Here is a 20,018-nt window from a genome sequence, read left to right as displayed (position 1 = left end):
AGAGGGCCGTCACGGCTGATCGGCGCCCGGCTCGGGAACGCCCAGTTCGGCCATCAGGGCGGTCAGTTCGTCGAGATCGAAGGCCGCCGCCTGGAGTGCGACGACGTTCACGGCGAGTTCGCCGAGGGTCGGCGCCTCGAAGAAGGCCCGCAGCGGGACGTCGACCGCGAACTCGGCCCGGACCCTCGTGATGAACCGGGTCGCGAGCAGGGAGTGTCCGCCGAGTTCGAAGAAGTCGTCGTCCATCCCGACCGGGCCGGTGCCGAGGAGCTCGGCACAGAGCTCGGCCAACCGCTCCTCCACCGGCGTCTGCGGGGCCCGGCCGGGCCCGGTGGCGTCGCCCCCGCCGCCGGGGTGCGGGAGAGCCGCCTTGTCGATCTTCCCGTTGGCGGTCAGCGGGAGGGCGTCCAGCACCACGACGACCGAGGGCACCATGTAGCCGGGAAGCCGGTCCCGGAGGAACGACCGCAGCTCGGCCGTGCCGACGGGTTCGGTCGAGGACGTACGGGCCAACGTGACGTACCCGGCCAGTCGCCGGTCGGCAGGCCGGTCGCCGTACAGCACCGCCACCGCCGCGGTGACCTCGGGGTGGGCAGCCATCGCCGCCTCCACCTCGCCGAGTTCGATCCGGAACCCGCGCAGCTTCACCTGGTTGTCGGCGCGGCCGATGAAGTCGATCGTGCCGTCCGGCCGCAGCCGGGCCAGGTCGCCGGTGCGGTACATCCGCGCGCCCGGCACGGCACTGAACGGGTCGGGCGCGAAGCGGTCCGCCGTCCGGGCCGGGTCGTGCAGGTAGCCGCGGGCCAGTCCCAGGCCGCCGATGCACAGTTCGCCGGGCACGCCGGGCGGCACCGGCCGCAGGTCGCGGTCGAGCAGGTAGATCCGGGTGTTGTCCACGGGCCGGCCGATGGGCAGCCCGGCGGACGGCACGTCGTCGTCCGCGGCCGGGCCCTCGACCAGGTGGACGGTGGAGGTGCAGGTGACCTCCGTCAGCCCGTAGACGTGCAGCAGCGGCACCCCGAAGCCGCGCCAGGTGGCGAGGCGGTCGGGCAGGACGCGCTCTCCGCCCATCGCGATCAGCCGCAGGCACTGCGGCGGACGTCGGCCGGAGACCTCCAACTCCTCGACCCAGGCGTGCCAGTAGGCGGTGGTGAGCTCCAGGCAGGTGACCCGGCGGGCCTCCACGTGCTCGGCCAGGTCGGCGCCGCGGGCGAGCAGGGGCTCGCCCGGCATCACCACGGTCGCCCCGGCGGCGAGCGCGGGGAAGACCTCCTCCAGCAGCACGTCGAAGCCGATGGAGGCCAGCTGCAGGAACCGGTCGTCGGCGGTGAGCCGCATCGCGTCGACCATGGTGCGGGTGTAGTTGGCGAGGGCTCCGTGGGTCACCGCCACGCCCTTCGGCACGCCCGTCGTACCGGAGGTGTAGAACACGCAGGCCAGGTCGTCGCCGTCGACGTCGGGCTCCTCCACCCGGTCGGCCCGGGTGTCCGTGACGTCGATCGGACGGATCATCCCCGGATCGGGCACCGCGTCCGCGAGGGCGGGCGCCGAACCGGCATCGGCCAGGACGAGCCGGGCGCGCGAGTGCTCCAGGATGCGCCGCATCCGCTGCGCCGGGTACGCCGGGTCCAGCGGAAGGAAGGCGGCGCCGGCCTTGAGGACGGCGAGGATCGCGACCACCAGGTCGGCCGTGGGCGCCGACACCAGTGCCACCACCGAGCCGCGGCCGACGCCCGCTGCGGACAGGCTCCGGGCGAGCGCCCCGGCGCGATCGTCGAGCTGCGCCCGGCTGAGGACGGTGCTCCCGCCGTCGACGGCCTCCGACTGCGGCGAGCGGTGGGCCAGTTCGGCGATCAGCCGGTGCACCGGGAGCTCCGGGACGGGCCGGTCCGTGTCGTTGAGCTCCACCAGGACCCGGTGCCTCTCCTGCGCGTCGAGCAGGTCGACGCCCGACAGGCGGATCTCCGGGTCCGCGCTGACCTGGTCCAGGACGTGGCGGTAGCACCGGGCGAAGCCGTCGACCGTCGACGCGTCGAACAGGTCGGCGTCGTACTCGAAGGTGACTGCCAGCTCGTCACCCTGCTCCACCACGGTGCAGACCAGGTCGGTGAGCGAGGTCGAGGTGCCGGCCGCCAGCGGAGCGATCCGGACCGCCCCCATGGCCAGCTCGGGCATCGGGGCGTTCTGCAGCGCGAACATCGCCTGGAACACCGGAGTGCGGGTGCTGTGCCGGTCGACGGCCACCAGGTCCGCCACCCGCTCGAAGGGCACGTCCTGGTGGGCGAACGCGGCCAGTGCGTCCGCCCCTGCCGCGGCCAGGACGTCGCGGAAGCGCGGGTCCGCGGCGAGGTCGGCGCGCAGCACCACGGTGTTGACGAAGCAGCCGACCAGCCCCTCCAGTTCGGATCGGGAACGGCCCGCCACCGGGGTGCCGACCGCGACGTCCGTCCGGCCGGACAGCTTCCCCAGCATGACCTGGAAGGCGGCCGACGCGGCCGTGAACAACGTGGTGCGGCCCGACGCCGCCAGTGCGCGGACGCGGGCGGCCAGTTCGGCGCCGATCACGAGATCGACCTGGCCTCCGCGGAAGGAGGCGCCGGCCGTCCGCGGCCGGTCGGTGGGCAGGTCGAGCTCGGTAACCCCGGACAGCCGGTCCTGCCAGTACCGCAGTTGCTCGTCCAGGGCCCCGGAGTCCGCCAGCTCGTGCTGCCAGAGCGCGTAGTCGGCGTACTGGAGGGGCGGTTCGGGCAGCGCGCCGGGCCGGCCCACGGCGGGGTACAACTCCGCCAGCTCCCGCAGCAGGACACCGGTCGACCAGCCGTCCACGGCGATGTGGTGCAGCACCGCCAGCAGGGCGTGGTCCTCCTGCCCGAGCCTGACCAGCTCCCACCGCACGGGCGGCTCGGCGGCCAGGTCGAACGGCCGGGTCGCGGCGGCCGCGACCCGGTCCCGCAGGGCCTGATCGCGCTCGGCGTCCGATCCGGCGGAGGTCAGGTCGATCAGCGGCAGGGCCACGTCGGCGGCCGGCAGGACCTGCTGAACGGGCTGGTCACCGTCCAGGCGGTAGACCGTGCGCAGGATCTCGTGGCGCGCGACCAGGGCGCCGAGCGCTGCGCGCAGCGCGTCGGCGTCCAGTGGACCGGCCAGCCGGACCGGCAGGGGGACGTGGTAGACGGCGCTGCCCGGTTCGAGCTGGTCGGCGAACCACATCCGCTGCTGGGCGAAGGACAGCGGGGCCCGCTCGCCCCGCTCGACGCGGCGCGGCGCGGGCGACGCCGGGCCGGCCGGCGCACCCGTCAGCAGCTCCTGGACGGCGTCCTCCTGGGCGGCCAGCGTCCGCGCCTCGAAGAGCACTCGCAACGGGACGTCGACGCCGACGGCGTCCTTGATCCGCGCCGCGAGCCGACTGGCGGACAGCGAGTGCCCGCCCAGTTCGAAGAAGTCGTCGTCCATCCCGACGGCGGCCACGTCGAGGACCTGCGTCCACGCCTCGGCGAGCCGGACCGCCAGCTCGGTGGCCGGCGGGTCGGTGGGAGCCGGCCGGTCCGCACCGACCGGCTCCGGCGCCGGCAGCGCGGCGCGGTCCACCTTGTCGTTGGGCGACAACGGCAGTTCGTCGAGCCGCACCAGCACGCCGGGGACCATGTACTCGGGCAGCGCCGCCGCCACGTGGCCGCGCAGCTGCGCCGCGTCGAACACCGCGCCGGGCGCCGGAACCACGTAGCCCACCAGCCGCTTGTCGCCCGGCCGGTCCTCGCGGACCACGACCACCGCCTGGGCGACCGCCGGGTGCCCGGCCAGCACGGCCTCGATCCCGGCCGGCTCGATCCGGAAGCCCCGGATCTTCACCTGCGTGTCCACCCGCCCGACGAAGGCGAGCGCACCGTCCTCCAGCCACCGCACCAGGTCACCGGTGCGGTACATCCGCGAGCCGGGCGGACCGTACGGGTCCGGCAGGAAGCGCTCGGCGGTGGGTCCGGGCCGGTCCAGGTAGCCCCGGGCCGTCCCGACCCCGGCGACGTACAGTTCGCCGACGACGCCGACCGGCACCGGCTGCAGAGCGGCGTCCAGCACGTGGACCCGGGTGTTGTCGAGCGGTCGGCCGATCGGCAGGGCGCCGTGCCGCGCCTCGCCGCCCTCGACCGCGTGCGTGGTGGCGAGCATGGTGACCTCGGTCGGGCCGTAGCCGACGACGACCCGGGTATCGGGGCAGACCTCCCGGACCCGGGCGACCGCGACCGGGGAGACGACGTCACCGCCGGTCAGGATCTCCCGCACGCCGCGGAAGCAGGCCGGGTTCTCCTCGGCGATCAGCGCGAACAGACCGGCCGTCACGAACACGCCCGTCACGGTGTGCTCGGCGAGCAGGCGGTCCATCTCCCGGGCGCCGAGGACGCCGTCGGGGGCGACCACGACCTGTCCGCCGCCCAGCAACGGCACCCAGAGCTCCGCCGTGGAGGCGTCGAAGGAGTACGGCGCGTGCAGCAGCACGCGCTCGTACCCGCCGCCGGTGAAACGACGGTCGGTGGCCAGCGCGACGACACCCCGGTGGGTGGCCGCCACCCCCTTGGGCCGGCCGGTCGAGCCGGACGTGTACATCACGTACGCGAGGGCGTCCGGGTCGTGGGCGAGACCGAGGTCCGACGGGTCGAGGGCGAGCAGGTCGTGTTCGTCGTCCGCGAACAGCGTCGGGACGGTGCCGTCCTGGACCAGCTCCGCGGCCTCCTCGGCCGACCCGCGGTCGGTCACCAGCACCCTGGCCGCGGTCTCCTGCAGGATCAGCCTGCGATGGGCGGCCGGGTAGCGGGAGTCCAGCGGCACGTAGAACCCGCCTGCCTTCACGACGGCCAGGATCGCCACCACCAGGTCGACGGAGCGGTGCATCAGCAGCGCGACGCCCGTCTCCGGCCCGACCCCGAGGCCGACCAGCCGCCGCGCCAGGCGGTTGGCCCGCGAGTTCAGCTCGCCGTACGACACCTCGCCGCCGTCGTGGACCAGCGCGACCGTGTCCGGGCCCCGCGCGACCCGCTGCTCGAACAGGCCGGACAGCGTGGTCACGGCGGGCAGCTCGACGGCGGTGTCGTTCCAGTCCTCCAGCAGCCGGCGCCGCTCGGCCTCGGGCAGCGGCGAGAGCCGCGCCAGCGGGGCGTCAGGGTTCGCCACCGCCGCCGCCAGCAGGGTCTGCCAGTGCGTCACCACCCGCTGCGCGACGGTGGCGTCGCACAGGTCGCGGTCGTACTCCAGGCGCCCGGAGAAGCCGTCCCCGTCCTCCCAGAGTTCGAGGTTGAGGTCCATGTGGGCCCACTCGTAGGGCAGGGCGACCGGCTCGACCTCCAGGCCGTCGAGTTCCAGCGCGGGCAGCGGAGCGTTCTGCACCACCAGCCCGGCCTGGAGCGGCGGGTTGCCCTGGCGCTCCGGGGACGCCACCGCGGCCCAGACCCGCTCGAACGGCAGGTCCTGGTGCTCGAACGCCTCCAGCGCCACCTGGCGGACCTGTCCGAGCAGCCGACGGTAGGTCGGGTCGCCGGCCAGCGAGGTCCGCATGAGCAGGGTGTTGATCAGGCAGCCGACCAGGTCCTCGGTGCCCGCAGGTCGGGTGGCGCGGCTGGTGTTGACGACGATGTCGTCGGAACCGGTGTAGCGGCCCAGCAGCGCCTGGAAGGCGGCGAGGAACGCCATGTACGGGGTCACGCCCTCGTTCCGGCAGAGTTCCCGCACGGCCCTCGACAGCGCCGCCGGCAGGTCGAAGGGCACCTCGGCCCCGCGGTACGAGCGTGCGGCCGGGCGGGTGCGCTCGAAGGGAAGTTGCAGGTCGCCCGGCAGCGCCTCCAGCTGCTTGCGCCAGTACGCGGTGAGCCGCTCCCCGTCGGGGCCCGCACAGCGCTCCTGCTCCCAGGCCACGTAGTCCGCGACGCCGACGGACGGCGCGGCGGGCCGCACCCCGGTGGCGCCGGGCCCGCCGGTGCGCGCCAGGTACCCGCCGGTGCGCGCCAGGTACCCGCCGGTGAGGTCCCGCATCAGCACGCCGAGCGACCAGCGATCCGCGACGACGTGGTGGACGGCGAGCACCAGCAGGTGCTCCTCCGGGCCCAGCCGCAGCAGTTCGGCCCGCAGCAGCGGCCCGCGGCCCAGGTCGAACGGCTGGTTGATCACCTGCCGGGCATGCCGGACCCAGCGTTCCTCCCCCGGGCCGACGTCGACGAGCGGCAGCTCGACGGCGCGCCGGGGCAGCACCAGCTGGACCGGCTCGCCGCCGCGCGACGGGAAGACGGTCCGCAGGGCCTCGTGGCGGTCGACCAGCTCCTGCAGGCTCGCGCGCATGGCGTCGACGTCCAGCCTGCCCCGCAGCCGCAGGCCCACCGCGATGTTCGACACCGCGAACTCCGGCGAGATCCGCTGGAGGAGCCAGAAGCGTTCCTGGGCCGACGACAGCGGGATCATGCGGACCTGCGGCGCCCCGGCGCCGGTCGTCCCGGACGGGGTCGGGGCCGCGCCCGAGGACTCGGTCGGGCTGCTGCCAGCGATCATGGTTCGATCCCGTCCATCAGTGCAGTGAGTTCTTCCGCGGTGAGGTCGTCGAAGCCGCCGACGACCTGGTCGAGCGGTACCGCCGTGTGCTCCCGGCGGGTCACCGCGGCACCGGCCGAGGGAGCGGCCGACCCGCCGCCGTCGGCGGCCGCCCGGCGCGCGGTCGCCGCGAGCCCCGCGGCGGTCCTGGCCTCGAACAGCGCCCGGAGCGGCAGGTCCGTGCCGAGCGACGCGTTGACCTGGCTCATGACCTGGACGGCCAGCAGCGAGTGGCCGCCCAGGACGAAGAAGTCGTCGGTCATGCTGACCCGGGGCACGCCGAGGACCGTCGACCAGACGTCGGCCACGGCCTTCTCGGCCGGGTCCGCCGGCGGGACGTAGCCGACCCCGGCGGAGAGCCGCACGCCGTGCGGCGCGGGCAGGGCGCGGTGGTCCAGCTTCCCGTTCGACGTCAGCGGCAGCCGGTCCAGCAGCACGAACGCGTCGGGGACGAGGTACTCGGGCAGCCGCGCACTCAGGTCCGAGCGCAACTCGGGGACCAGACGGCGCAGTCGGCGGCCGGTGCCCGGGTCGTTGGCGAGCGCCCGCGGTGCGGAGCCACCCTCGGTGGGTGCGGGGAACACCGGCGTCGGCCCGGGCCGGCCGTCGGTCGGCCGGGGCAGGAACGCGACGTCGAAGGCACCGTCCGGGTGACCGGCGGCCCAGCTCAGCTCGACCGAGCAGGACAGCGCGTCCGCGAACCCCAGGAGCTCTCCCGGGTCGACCGCCGACGGGGCGTCGACATCCGGATCACGAGTCCCCTCCGGGGCCTGGTCACCGAGGATCCTGGCCGCGGTCCGGACGGCGTCGTCCACCCGGGCGTTGCGGACGCCGGTGTAGCCGACCGCGGTCGGGGACGCCCCGCCGAGCAGCCCCGCCACGTGTTTGCCGATCGCGGCAGCGTCCGGCCGGTGCCGGTCCCAGCGTTCCCAGGACCCCTCCGGCTCCGCCGCGGCGGCGGGGCCGATGGTCAGCACCACGTCGTAGCGGAACATGACCATCTCGTTGCGGTCGCGGCCCGGTTTGGGCCGCACCTCGACGCCGGCCACACCGGGGACCGCGGCAGCCAGGGCGGTGAAGAAGGCCGGGTCGAGCAGCAGTTCCTCCTCCTGCGCCATGGCCTGCAGCGTCCGGTGCCGGAGCTCGGCCGCCGTGCCCTCCTCGTCGAGGAGCGCGGCCTGCACCGATGCGTGGAAGGCCTCCAGAAGCCCCAGGTGGCGCACGTCCCCGACGAAGATCCGCCCGCCGGGGGCCACGACCCGGACGGCCTCGCGGAGCACCCCGGCCAGGTAGTCGCCGTCCGGCAGGTACTGCGCGACCGAGTTGAGGACGACCAGGTCGAACTCGTCGTCCGCGAAGCCGTCCAGCTCGTGCGCGGCCCGGCGTGCCAGCGAGACGTGCGTCCAGTCGGCCGGCAGGTGTCCTGCGACGTGCTCCAGCGCCTCGTCCGAGATGTCCGTCCCGACGAACCGCTCGCAGTCCGGGGCGAGCCGGAACAGCAGCAGGCCGGTGCCGCAGCCGATCTCCAGCACGCGCTTCGCCCGGGCGTCGCCGATCGCCGTCAGCGTGTCGTCGACCCAGCGGCCCATCTCCTCCTGCGGGATGGGCTCGCCCGTGTAGCTGCTGTTCCAGCCGGCGGTCTCGAAGACCGGAGTGGCGGAGCGGTCCGGCGCCCCGGACGCCTCCGCCCGGCCGGCGTAGGCGGCGTCGAAGACCTCGCGCCACTGGGCCACCCGCTCCTCGACCGCGGCGGGTTCACCGTCCGTCCCGGTGACCGCGTCGCTGTCGGTCTCGGCTACGACGTACGCCACCAGGCGGCGGTCGCCGGGCGTGTCCTCACGGCCGATGACCGCGGCGTGCCGGACCGCCGGGTGCCGCCGCAGGGCCTCCTCGACCTCCGCCGGTTCCACCCGGAAGCCGCGGATCTTGACCTGGTGGTCGATCCGGCCGAGGTATTCGAGGCTGCCGTCGGGCAGGTACCGGGCCAGGTCGCCGCTGCGGTACAGGCGGTCGCCCGGCTCGGTGGCGAACGGGTTCGGCACGAACCGCTCGGCGGTCAGGCCCGGCCGGCCCAGGTAGCCCCGTGCGAGCCCCGGCCCGCCCACGTGGATCTCGCCCGGGACACCGACCGGGACGGGGTTCAGGCGGTCGTCGAGCAGGTGGACGGTGAGGTCCGGCATGGCCCGTCCGACCAGGTTGCGGGAGCCGTCCAGGTCCTCGGGGACGACCTCGTGGCAGGTCACGTGGACGGTGGTCTCGGTGATGCCGTACATGTTGGTCAGCCGGGTCCGGTCCGCCCCGTTCCGCTCGAACCAGGGCCTGAGCAGCTGCTGCTGGAGCGCCTCGCCCGCCAGCACGACGTGCCGCACGCCCAGGCGGCCCGCGCCGTCGTGGCGGCTGTCGGCGTGCACGAGGTTCTGGAACGCGGACGGAGTCTGGTTCAGCACGGTGACGCCCTCGGCCCGGAGCAGGGCGTGCAGTTCGTCCGGCGCCCGGTTCACGGCGTGCGGGACGACCACCAGCGCGGCACCGTGCAGCAGCGCGCCCCAGATCTCCCACACGGAGACGTCGAAGGCCGTGGAGTGGCAGAGGGCCCAGACGTCCCGCTCGGTGAAGCCGTACCAGTCGGCGGTGGCGGCGAACAGGCGCAGCACGCTGCGGTGCGTGACCAGGGTGCCCTTCGGCGTTCCGGTCGAGCCCGAGGTGTAGATGACGTAGGCGAGGTTGTCCGCCGAGGCGGCGGCGGCGGGCAGCGGCGGATCCCGGTGCTCGTCGCACCACGCGCCGTCCAGGTCGAGCACCTCGGCATCGGCGTCGGCCAGGGCGACGACCTGCTCCCGGCCGGCGAGCACCAGCCGGCATCCGCTGTCCGCCAGGACGAAGTCGCGCCGGGTGTCGGGGTACCGGGGATCGATCGGCACGTACGCGGATCCGGTGGCGAGGACGGCGAGGATCCCCGCGATCAGGTCGACCGACGGTTCCGCGTAGAGGGCGACGGGAACCTCGGGGCCGGCGCCCTTGGCCCGCAGGCCACGGGCGAGCCGGACGGCCCGGTCGTGCAGTTCGGCGTAGCTGACGCCACGCCCCTCGAAGCGCAGCGCGACCGCGTCCGGGGACCGCCGCACCTGGGCCGCGAACGCCTCGAACAGGCTCGCGGCCTGCGGCTCCACCACCCGGCGCGCGGCCCAGTCGCCCAGGATCGCGGACCGCTCCTCACCGGTGAGCAGCGGCAGGGCGTCGACCGGAGCGTCCGGGTCGGCGACGGCGCCGCCGAGCAGCTCCTCGAAGTGCCGGAGCATCCGCAGCACGGTCGGCTCGTCGAACAGCTCCGTGCTGAAGTCGGCCATGCCGCGCAGCCCGTGGTCCGTCTCCCACATCTGCAGGTGCAGGTCGAACTTCGCGGTGCCGCTGTCGACCGGCTCGATCTCCATCGCCAGGTCCGGGAGTTCGGCCTGGCCTCGCGCGGTGTTCTGGAGCACCAGCATGACGTTGAACAGGGGGGTGTGGCCGGAGGCGGCCCGCTCGGGCGCGATCTCCTCGACGATGCGCTCGAACGGGACGGTCTGGTGCTCGAACGCGGCGAGGGTGGTTCCGCGCACCCTGCGCAGGAGCGTGCGGAAGCTCGGGCGTCCGCTCAGATCGGTCCGGATCGGCAGGGTGTTGACGAAGAACCCGACCAGGTTCTCCAGGTCCGGGTGGCTCCGGTTGGCGACCGGGGAGCCGACCACGATGTCGGTCTGGCCGCTGTACCGGTGGAGCAGGGCGTTGAAGCCCGCCATGAGGACCATGAACAGCGAGGCGTCCTCGGCCCGGCCGAGTTCCTTGAGCCGCTCCAGCAGGTCGGCGGGGAGCTCCCAGGTGCGCATGGCGCCGCGGAAGGTGCGCCGGTGCGCGTGCGGACGGTCGGTCGGCAGGCTGACGTACGGCGACGCCCCGTCGAGCTCGGCGCGCCAGTGGGCGAGTTCGGCCTCGAACCGCTCCCCCTGCATTCCGGCCCGCTGCCACAGCGCGAAGTCCCGGTAGCGGACGGGTGGTTCCGGGAGGTCGAGGGGCAGGCCGCGGACCAGCCGGTGGTAGGCCCGGGCCAACTCGGGCAGCAGGACGTCGAACGACCAGCCGTCGGCCACGATGTGGTGGACGACGAAGACCAGGACGTGCTCCTCGGCGGCCAGCCGCAGCAGCCGCATGTGCAGCAGGGGTGCCTCGGCGAGGTCGAACGAGGTGTGCGCGTCCGCCCGGGCGATCCGCGTGACCTCCCGCTCGCGCTCGTCGGCCGGCACCTGCGAGAGGTCCGTCAGCGGCAGTGTGAGGTCCACCCGGTCGGCGACGGTCTGCCGCGGCAAGCCGTCCTCGCCGACGGTGAAGGCGGTGCGCAGCGCGTCGTGCCGGGCGACCATCTCGCCCAGGGCCGCCTCCAGCGCCCCGGTGTCCAGGACGCCGCGCAGCCGGACCACCGCCGGGATGTTGTACAGCGCGCCGCCCTCGATCTGCTGGAGGAACCAGAGCCGCTGCTGGGCGAAGGACAGCTGGACGGGGCCCTCGTCCGGGTGCCTCGGAATGGGCGTCGGCCCCTGCGCCGCCACTCCCCGCTCCTTGAGGAGTTCGGCCAGCAGCCGGACCTTGTCCGCCGAGAAAGCCTGCTTCACGCTCGGTTCGCCTCCCGCGCGGCCAGTTCGGCGCGCACCTCGTCCTCGTCCATCAACAGCAGTCGCATCGCGGTCTCGGCGATCAGATCGACGTCGGTCCCGGTCTCCCGCGCCTGCCGCCGGATCTCCGCGGCCAGGTCGGCGACGGTCACCGCCTCGAACAGGGTGCGGAGTTCGACCTCGACCTGGAGCACCTCGCGGATCTGCGCGATCATGCGCGCCGCGAGGATGGAGTTGCCTCCCGACTCGAAGAAGTTCTGGTCCCGGCCCACGTCGTCGAGGCCGAGCAGGGCCTGCCACAGCGCCGCCAGCGTGGTCTCGACGGGGCCGACCGGCGGTTCGGAGGCGGGCCGGCCGCCGGTGCCGCGTTCGCCCTCGCCCGGCAGGTGCGCCCCGAGCACGGCAGCGGGCCTGGTCAGCCGGGAGAGCGGCAGCGTGGGGTCGGCCACCACCGAGGCCAGCAGGGCGAGCCAGTCCTCCAGCAGGCCGGAGACCGTTGCTGCGTCGAGGACGTCCGCACTGAACTCGACCGTACCGACGAAGCGGCCGTCCTCCTCCCACAGCTGGAAACTCAGCGGGAGCTGGGCGGCCCGGCGGGCGACGTCCACCCGGCTGGCCGTCAGACCGGGCAGCGCCGGGACCTTCAGCGAGGCGTTCTGCACGAGCGCGACCTCGGTGAGCGGAGCACGGTACGGGTCCCGCCCCGGCAGCGCCCGGGCCACCGCCTCGTCGAGCCGGACTGCCTGATGGTCCATCGCCCCCAGCATCACCGTCCGCACCCGGCGGAGCAGTTCGGCGACGGACGGGTCGTCGGCCAGCGAGGTGCGCAGCAGCAGTTCGTTCACCAGGCACCCGACCACCGCCTCGGTGCCGGCCGGCCGGTCGGCGACCGCGGTGCTGATCGCCACGTCCTCGGTGTTCCCGTACCCGCCGACCAGCACCTGGAGCGAGGCCAGCAGGACGACGAACGGCGTGACGCCGTACCGACCGGCGGTGCCGGTCACGGCCTGGCTCAGCTCGGGCGACAGTCGCACCGGGACCGATCCGCCGGTCAGCGAGGGGACCGTCGGCCGGGGCCGGTCCAGCGGCAGCGCCGGCGCGGGTGGCAGGCCGTGCAGGCGGTCCTGCCAGTAGCCGAGCGAGCGTTCGCCCGCCTCGCCGTCCAGGGCCTCGTGGGAGGCGATCGTGTAGTCGGCGAGCTGCAGGTCCGCTCCGGCTGCCAGGGCCTCCCGCCCGGCGGCGTCCGCGGCGTAGAACCCGGCCAGCTCGTGCAGGAGAACGCCGGCCGACCAGCTGTCGAAGACCAGGTGGTGGGCGGTCACCGCGAGCACGCGCTCCTGCGGACCGAGCCGCAGCAGCGCGAACCGGACCAGCGGGCCGTTCCGGAGGTCGAAGGGTCGGGCGGCGTCCTCGCTGAGCCGGTCGGCCAGGGCCGCCTCGTCGGCGCCGGTGAGGTCGTGCACCGGCACGTCCACGGTGCCCGACGGCGCGACCAGTTGCACGACCTCGCCGTCCACCTCGTCGAAGGTGGTGCGCAGCGCCTCGTGCCGTCGGACGGCGGCCCGGAGACCGGCGGTCAGCGCCGCCTCGTCGGCCGGGCCGACGAGGCGGACCGCGAACGGCAGGTGGAAGGCGGAGGTGTTCGGGGTGATCCGCTCGGCGAACCACATCTGTCGCTGGGTGTGCGTGGCAGGGAAAACGTAGTGATCGGCAGCCATGGTCACCGCTCGGCTCGGAGGGCAGGGACGTTCACGCTCGGCGCCAGGTCGGCGCACAGCTCCAGGACCTGATCGGTCACGTGGGGGGACTCCAGGTCGCCGTGGGCCACCCGCAGGTGGGGTTCCACGACGACGGACGCGCACGCGCGCCCGAGTGCTGCCCGGCCTCCGCCACTGACGTGCAGCAGCGTGACGGCGTCGGACGGGACGAGGCCCTCGGCCACCGCACGGCGGAGCGCGGCGAGCGCCACACCGGCGGGAAGTTCGACGTCGATCCCCTCGACCGAGCGGAACAGCTCGCAGGCCTCCCGGGCCTCCTCGTTGTCCGCCACGAGCACGTCGCCCCCGGTGGCGGTCAGCACGTCATGGAGTCCGCCGCGGATCGAGTACGCCGGTCGGCGGTTGGTCAGTTCGCCCGCCGCGGTCGCCCGGACCGCCCGCATCGCGTCCAGCGGGTCCCGTTCGCGCACCACGGCGGACCGGGCCTGCCAGGCCTCGTGCACCGGCGCGAACGGGAGGTTCTGGCAGGCGAGCATCCGCGGCAGCCGCTCGCCGGTGGCGGCGGCGATGCGGGCCGCGCCCTCGTGCGCGGCGAGGACGCCGGCGCCGCTGCCGATCGCCTGCACGTAGCAGTCGGGCAGGGCGCCGATGGTGTCGGCCGCCAGCAGCATCGCGGTCGCGAGACCGTCCCGGCGGGCGACGTTGCGGGTGCCGCCCTCGGCCACGAAGCCGGGCAGCCGGGAGATCCGGTCGGCCAGGGCGATCGCGTCGGCGTAGTCCGCCGGATCGTCGAGGACCACGACGCGCACGCACAGGTCGAGTTCCCCGGCGAACCGCAGGCTCGGCAATGCCGCCTGCGGCACGACGATCAGGCACGGCCGGCGGTACCGGGAACACGCGCGTGCGACCGCCGCGGCGGTGTTGCCGGCCGAGGCGAGCACCAGGGTCGGGGCCTGCTCGGGCAGCCGCCCGAGCAGGGTGAACGCCTCCAGGTCCTTGAAGGTGCCCGTGGGCAGGTCCGCCCCCCGCTCCGGCCAGTAGCCGCTGAAGGCGACCCACAGGTCCTCCAGGCCCAGCGCACGGCCGAGGCCGGTGCTGCGGTAGACGGCCGGCCGGCCGGCGCCGGGTACCGAACGGGCCACCGGAAGCCACTGGCGGTACCGGTAGATCCCGTCGTCGGGCTGGACGGTCATCGTCTTGGCGGTGTAGTCGGTGCGCAGCAGCGCCGGTGCGTGGGGCTCGGAGCAGTCGAGCCTCAGCCCGTCGTCGGGGTGGCGCGCTCCGCACAGGGTGCAGACCAGCTCGTAGTGGGTACCGCTCATGCCTCGTCCTCGTTCTTCTGCCGGGCGCCGGGGATCGGCGCTGCACCGCTGCGGCCGCGGTCGGCCCGGTACTGGGAGCGGTCGGCCCGCCGGACGACCGGGGCCGCCACGGCCGCCCGGTCGGCGGAAGCGCGGTCGCGGTCGACGAGTTCGGCGATCCCGGCGACGGTGGGTGCGGTGAAGAGCCGGCTCAGCGGCAGCTCCGTCCCGAAGTCCTCCCGGATCCTCGCCACCAGCCTTGACATCAGCAGCGAGTGCGCGCCGAGGGCGAACAGGTCCTCGTCCCGGCCGACGCCCGGGATCTCCAGCATCCCGGCCACCAGTTCGGCCAGCGCACGTTCGGTGGCGGATGCCGGGGGTATGGCGTCCCGGTCGGCCACCCGGTCCGTCGCCTCGCCGTACGGTTCGGGGAGCGCGCTCCGGTCGATCTTGCCGCGCGCCGTCATCGGCATCCGGTCGACGACCTGGATGACGGACGGGACCATGTAGGACGGCAGCCGCTCGCCCAGGGCCCGCCGGAGCTGCTCCGCCGTGCGGGGCACCGGCTCCCCGTCCGGTTCCACGTAGGCGACCAGGCGGGCCAGCAGTTCGGTGCCGAACACCTTGACGGCGGCGCGGGCGACGCCGTCGAGGTCGCGCAGCACCGCCTCGATCTCGCCGGGCTCGATCCGGTATCCGCGGAGCTTGACCTGGTTGTCGGCCCGGCCGGCGAACTCCAGGGTGCCGTCGGGCCGGTGCCGGCCGAGGTCGCCACTGCGGTAGAGCCTCCGTCCGGGCACCGGGGAGAACGGGTCGGGCACGAAGCGCTCGGCGGTCAGACCGGGCCGGCCGAAGTACCCGCGGGTGACGCCGTCGCCGCCGATGTGGATCTCGCCGATCGCCCCGGGGGCGACCGGCCGGCCGTCCTGGTCGAGCAGGTAGACGGTCTGGTTCGCCATCGGCCGGCCCAGCGGCAGGATCGTCCGGGGTGTCCCGGCTCCCGGGTCCACCGGGCCGCCGGTCGAGTAGACGGTGGTCTCGGTGGGCCCGTACATGTTCCAGAGGCTGCCGCCGGTGTCCAGCAGCCTTCGGGCGACGGCAGCCCGCAGTGCGTCACCACCGGTGATCATGGTGAGCCCGGGTGCCCGCTCCCAGCCGGCGTCGAGCAGCAGCTGCCAGGTCGCCGGGGTCCCCTGGAGGTGCGTCACACCGCCGTCCTCCAGTGCCTCCCGCAGCGCCCGGCCGTCGACGGCGAGCTCCCGGCCGGCGACCAGCACGGTCGCTCCGCTGGTGAGCGGTGCCAGCAGTTCGAAGACGGCCAGGTCGAACGAGAGCGTGGCGACGGCGAGCCACCGGTCGCCGGGCTTGAGGGCGAAGAGCTCCCGTGCGCCCGCCAGGAAGTTGACCACGTTGCGGTGCGTGAGCACGGCGCCCTTGGGCCGACCGGTGGAGCCCGAGGTGTAGATCAGGTAGGCGGCGCGGTCGGCGTCCGTCCCCGGGTCGGGGAGTTCGCGGCTCTCGGGACCGTCGGTACCGGTCCCGTCCGGGTCGGGCCCGTCGACGTCCACGACCCGGAGGTCGGCGGGCAGGTACGGGCGGTGCGCCCGGTCGGTGACCGCGACCGTGACACCGGCGTCCGCGAGCATGAGCTCGACGCGCCGAGCGGGCAGGCCGTCACCGAGCGGGAGCACCACGCCACCCGCCTTGAGCACGCCCAGGACGGCCGCGGCCATCCCGGGCGAGCGGGACACGTGGACGGCGACGACCGTCTCCGCCACCACGCCCAGGGCCACCAGCCGGTGGGCGACCCGGGTCGACCGCCGGTCGAGCTCCGCGTAGTCGAGCTCGCCGCCGCCGTCCTGGGAGCGGATGGCGCAGGCGTCCGGCGTGCGCCGCGCCTGGGCCTCGAACAGCCGGTGCGCGAACCCGTCGCGGTCGTAGGCCAGTCCGGTGGCGTTCCACCGGTCGAGCACGGTGGTCCACTCGTCGGCCGCGAGCGGCGACAGTTCGGCGACCGGCCGGTCCGCCGCATCGGCCACCGCGCCCAGCAGGGTGGTCAGCTGGCGGCCCAGCCGGGCTGCGCCCGCCGGAGTGAACAGCTCTTCTCCGTAGCGCAGTTCACCCGTCAGCTCGTCGCCGTACTCGACCAGGTGCAGGTGCAGGTCGAACTGCGCGGCGCGTGTGGGCAGCGGCAGCGGCCGCAGCGTCATCGGCCCGACGGCCAGGGCGGCATCGGCCCGTCCGGCGAAGAAGGCCGCCAGTCCGGTGCCCGACTCCCCGGGAGGCTGGTGGAAGGTGAACATCGCCTGGGCCAGTGGCGAGCGGGTCGCGTCCCGGTCGGGCTGGAGCAGTTCGACCAGCCGGGTGAAGGGGAAGTCCGCGTGCCGGAAGGCGGTGTCACTGGTCTCCCGGACCCGGGCGACCAGGCCCGGGAAGTCCTCGGCCGGCTCGATCCGGGTGCGCAGGGCGACGGTGTTGACGAAGCAGCCGATGCTGCGGGCCAGATCGGCGCGCTGTCTGCCGTGCACCGGGCTGGCGACGACGACGTCGCGCTGCCCGCTCTGCCGCCAGAGCAACAGCTGGAACGCGGCCAGGACGACCTGGTAGAGGGTGGCCTGTCTCTCGGCCGCGATCGCCTTGAGGCGCGCGGTGACCTCGGGGGCGACGGTGACGGGCACGCCGGCCCCGCGCAGGCTCCGCGCCGCCGGGCGCGTCAGGTCGGTCGGCAGTTCGAGTTCCTTGGGGGCGTCCGCGAGCCGCTCCTGCCAGAACGTCCAGTCCAGCTGACCGCCGGGGCCTTCGATCAGGTCGGACTGCCGCCGGGCGAACTCCGGGTACGGCAGGGCCGGCGGCAGGGCGGCCTGTGCGGCCTCGCCGTCACCGGCCAGTTCGGCGGTGTACAGCACGTCCAGCTCGGAGGTCAGGACCGAGAGCGACCACATGTCCGCCACCAGGTGGTGGACCGACAGGACGAGTCGGTGGTCGTCCGGACCGCAGCCGAACAGCGTCAGCCGGAGCAGCGGCTCGCCGGCGGTGTCGAAGGTCTCGACGGCCGCCGCCTCGACGCGCGCCTGCAGGACGTCGTCCGCCCAGCCGGTGGCGTCCTGGCAGGTCAGCACCGGGCTCAGGCACCCGTGCACGCGCTGCACCGGCGTGCCGTCCACCATCGGGAAGGTGGTGCGAAGCGCCGCGTGCCGGTCCGCCAGGCGGTCCAGGGCCCGCCGCAGCGCGGCCGGGTCGACCGGCCCGTGGACCCGGGCTGCGGCGGAGATGAGGTAGGCCGGGCTTCCGGGTGCCAGCTGTTCGCTGAGCCAGATCCCCCGCTGGTTGAAGGAGAGCGGGAAGTCCCCGCTCTGCGGCGCGCGGTCCGCGGCGGGCCCGTTCGACGCGTCCGCCGGTGCAGTCGCGGCCGGTGCCGTGTCGGCCGCTGCGGTCGCGGCGGCGAGTTCGGTCAGCTCGGCGATGCTGCGGGAGAACAGGTCGACGCTCTGCAGCGTCATCCCCAGCGCCTTCTCCAGGCGGTGGGAGAGCTCGACCGCGGACAGCGAGTCGAGTCCGAGCTGGATCAGCGGCACGTCGACGGGCAGGTCGTGCCGGCCCGTGACGAGCGCCAGCTGGGCGCGGACCGGATCGGCCGCCGGGTCGACCGGCACCGTGTCAGCCGACCGGGGCCCGAAGGCCGGCAGCCCCCCGGTGTCGTGGGCGAGCAGGGCCAGCTCACCCGCGCGGTAACCGTCCCGGCAGGCGAAGCGCTGCACCTTGCCGCTGGAGGTCCGCGGCAGCAGGCCGGCCCGGATGAGGGCGACCGCGTGCACCGCCAGCTCGTGCTCGCGCACGACGGCGGCGCGGATCAGCCCGGCCAGCCCGGCCAGTTCCTCGGCCGGGTGGTGGCGCGGCACCTCGTGGACGACCACCAGGCGCTGCCCGCCGTCCTGGTCGACGGTGAAGGCGGCACCGCCGAGCCCGTCGAGGGCCGGGTGCGCGGACTGCGCCGTGCGCTCGATGTCCTGCGGATAGTGGTTGGCGCCGCGGACGATGATGACGTCCTTGGCCCGTCCGGTGACGAAGAGCTGGCCACCCCTCAGGTATCCGAGGTCGCCGGTCCGCAGGAAGCGCGTCGCCGGCTCGCCGGAGAGGGCGGCGTCGAAGGTCCGGGCACTCTCCTCGGGCCGGCCCCAGTAGCCCTGCGCCACGCTCGGCCCGGTCAGCCAGATCTCGCCGACCTCTCCGTCGGCCTTCGGCGTGCCGGTCGCCGGATCGACGATCTCCAGGCGCTGCCCGGCGCACACCCGCCCCGCGCCGACCACGGCCTGCGCGTGCGGGCCGTCCGCAGGTTCGGGACGTCCCTGGGCGAGTGACGCCGGGTCGACCAGCTCGACGACCGGGGATTCGTCGTGCGAGGTGGAGGCGACCATGAGCGATGCCTCGGCGAGGCCGTAGCACGGCGTCCACGCCTCGGCACGGAAGCCGTACGGCGCGAAGGCCCGGGTGAATCGCCGCATGGTGTCGGCGTTCACCGGCTCGGCACCGGTGAACGCGACCTTCCAGCTGCTCAGATCGAGTGATGCCAGGTCGGTCGCCTCCGCGGCGCGGTTGGCACAGAGATCGAATGCGGAGTTCGGTCCGCCGCTCACCGTCGACCGCGTCCGGGATATCTCGCGGATCCACTCCAGCGGATCGCGCGCGAACGCCGAAGGGGCCATCAGCGTGCAGGTCGCGCCGCTGAAGATCGTCTGCAGGGCGCCGCCGATGAGTCCCATGTCGTGGTAAAGCGGAAGCCATGACACCGCCCGGGTCTCGCCCGAGGTGCCGAACGCCCGGCGGATGAGACGGGAGTTGTGCAGGAGGTTCCCGTTGGTCACGACCACGCCGCGGGGCTCGGCCGTCGACCCGGAGGTGTACTGCAGGAACGCGGTCGTCCCGGGCCCCACCGACGGGCGCTCCCAGCCCGCGGCGTCGGCGGTCGGGAACTCGTCGGCCGGGACCAGGGGCAGGGCCGCCAGCTCTCCCGCACCGGCGGTCAGCGTGGCCAACCGCGCCAGGACTCGACGCGTCGTCAGGACGGCGACCGCCCCGCTGTCCCGGGCCATGCCGGCAAGGCGGTCGACTCCGCGCCGGGGGCCGGACGGCACACTGGCCGGCGCGGCGATCACCCGCGCGTAGAGGCACCCCAGGAAGGTCGCCAGGAAGTCGAGGCCCGGCGGCTGGACGAGCAGGACGGGCTTGTCCGTGTACCCCAGCCGTTGGAGGTTGGCGGCGATCGCCCGGGCCCGCCGGTCGAGCTCTGCGTAGGTGAGGCGGTCCGCCTGCTCGCCGCCGTACTCGAACGCCGGCTTGTCGGGACATCGCGCCGCCGCCCCGGCGACGACATCGATCCAGTTCTCGGTCACTGCTGCGACGACACCTTCGCACATTGGGGAAAAAGCAGGCCGGCCCGGCCGCGCCGGTCAACCCCTGGACAAACTTCTCCGGGAAATGCGCCTAGACGGCGCCGTCCACCTTCGACCGAAGGCTCAGCGGCCGCATGTCCGTCCACACCCGGTCAATGTGCGCGAGGCATTCCTCTTTGGTTCCGGAAATGCCTTCGTTGCGCCAGCCCAGCGGATTCGACTGGTCCGTCAGAATAATGGAGTACTGCTCCTCGTCGTTGATCACGACACGGTAACGACGGGAATCGTCAGAATTGCTCAAAGTCCGCTCCGAATGAGAGGGATTTCAGGATCAGAAGGAGATCGACCGACTCAGGGCATCGATCGCCCGGGGCTCGGAGAGAATTCCGACCCCAG

The 20,018-nt window shown here is 74.1% G+C and carries 6 protein-coding genes; all 6 read right to left on the bottom strand.

Features of this window, described 5'->3' with window-relative positions; translation table 11 throughout:
- Positions 1 to 9: 9 nt before the first annotated feature.
- Complete coding sequence (locus ACIGG8_RS36105; protein WP_396552855.1) at positions 10 to 6,528, bottom strand: amino acid adenylation domain-containing protein; 6,519 nt, start codon at positions 6,526 to 6,528, stop codon at positions 10 to 12.
- On the bottom strand, positions 6,525 to 11,213 hold the full coding sequence (locus ACIGG8_RS36100; RefSeq protein ID WP_396552854.1) for an amino acid adenylation domain-containing protein: 4,689 nt from the start codon (positions 11,211 to 11,213) through the stop codon (positions 6,525 to 6,527). Before ACIGG8_RS36100 ends, ACIGG8_RS36105 begins: the two co-directional genes overlap by 4 nt.
- The gene (locus ACIGG8_RS36095) at positions 11,210 to 12,931 is read right to left on the bottom strand and encodes a condensation domain-containing protein (protein WP_396552853.1); all 1,722 of its coding nucleotides are present in this window, start codon (positions 12,929 to 12,931) and stop codon (positions 11,210 to 11,212) included. The genes ACIGG8_RS36100 and ACIGG8_RS36095 overlap by 4 nt, the downstream gene beginning before the upstream one ends.
- Before the next feature lie 2 nt (positions 12,932 to 12,933).
- Positions 12,934 to 14,253: a cysteate synthase gene (locus ACIGG8_RS36090; RefSeq protein ID WP_396552852.1), complete on the bottom strand. Its 1,320-nt coding sequence runs from the start codon at positions 14,251 to 14,253 to the stop codon at positions 12,934 to 12,936.
- The gene (locus ACIGG8_RS36085; protein WP_396552851.1) at positions 14,250 to 19,622 is read right to left on the bottom strand and encodes an amino acid adenylation domain-containing protein; all 5,373 of its coding nucleotides are present in this window, start codon (positions 19,620 to 19,622) and stop codon (positions 14,250 to 14,252) included. Before ACIGG8_RS36085 ends, ACIGG8_RS36090 begins: the two co-directional genes overlap by 4 nt.
- Positions 19,623 to 19,713: 91 nt before the next feature.
- Positions 19,714 to 19,923: an MbtH family protein gene (locus ACIGG8_RS36080; RefSeq protein WP_396552850.1), complete on the bottom strand. Its 210-nt coding sequence runs from the start codon at positions 19,921 to 19,923 to the stop codon at positions 19,714 to 19,716.
- Between the last annotated feature and the right edge of the window lie 95 nt (positions 19,924 to 20,018).

The sequence above is a fragment of the Kitasatospora sp. NPDC085464 genome, assembly GCF_044541955.1.
Taxonomy (GTDB): domain Bacteria; phylum Actinomycetota; class Actinomycetes; order Streptomycetales; family Streptomycetaceae; genus Kitasatospora.
This window is presented reverse-complemented; position numbering and strand designations above follow the sequence as displayed.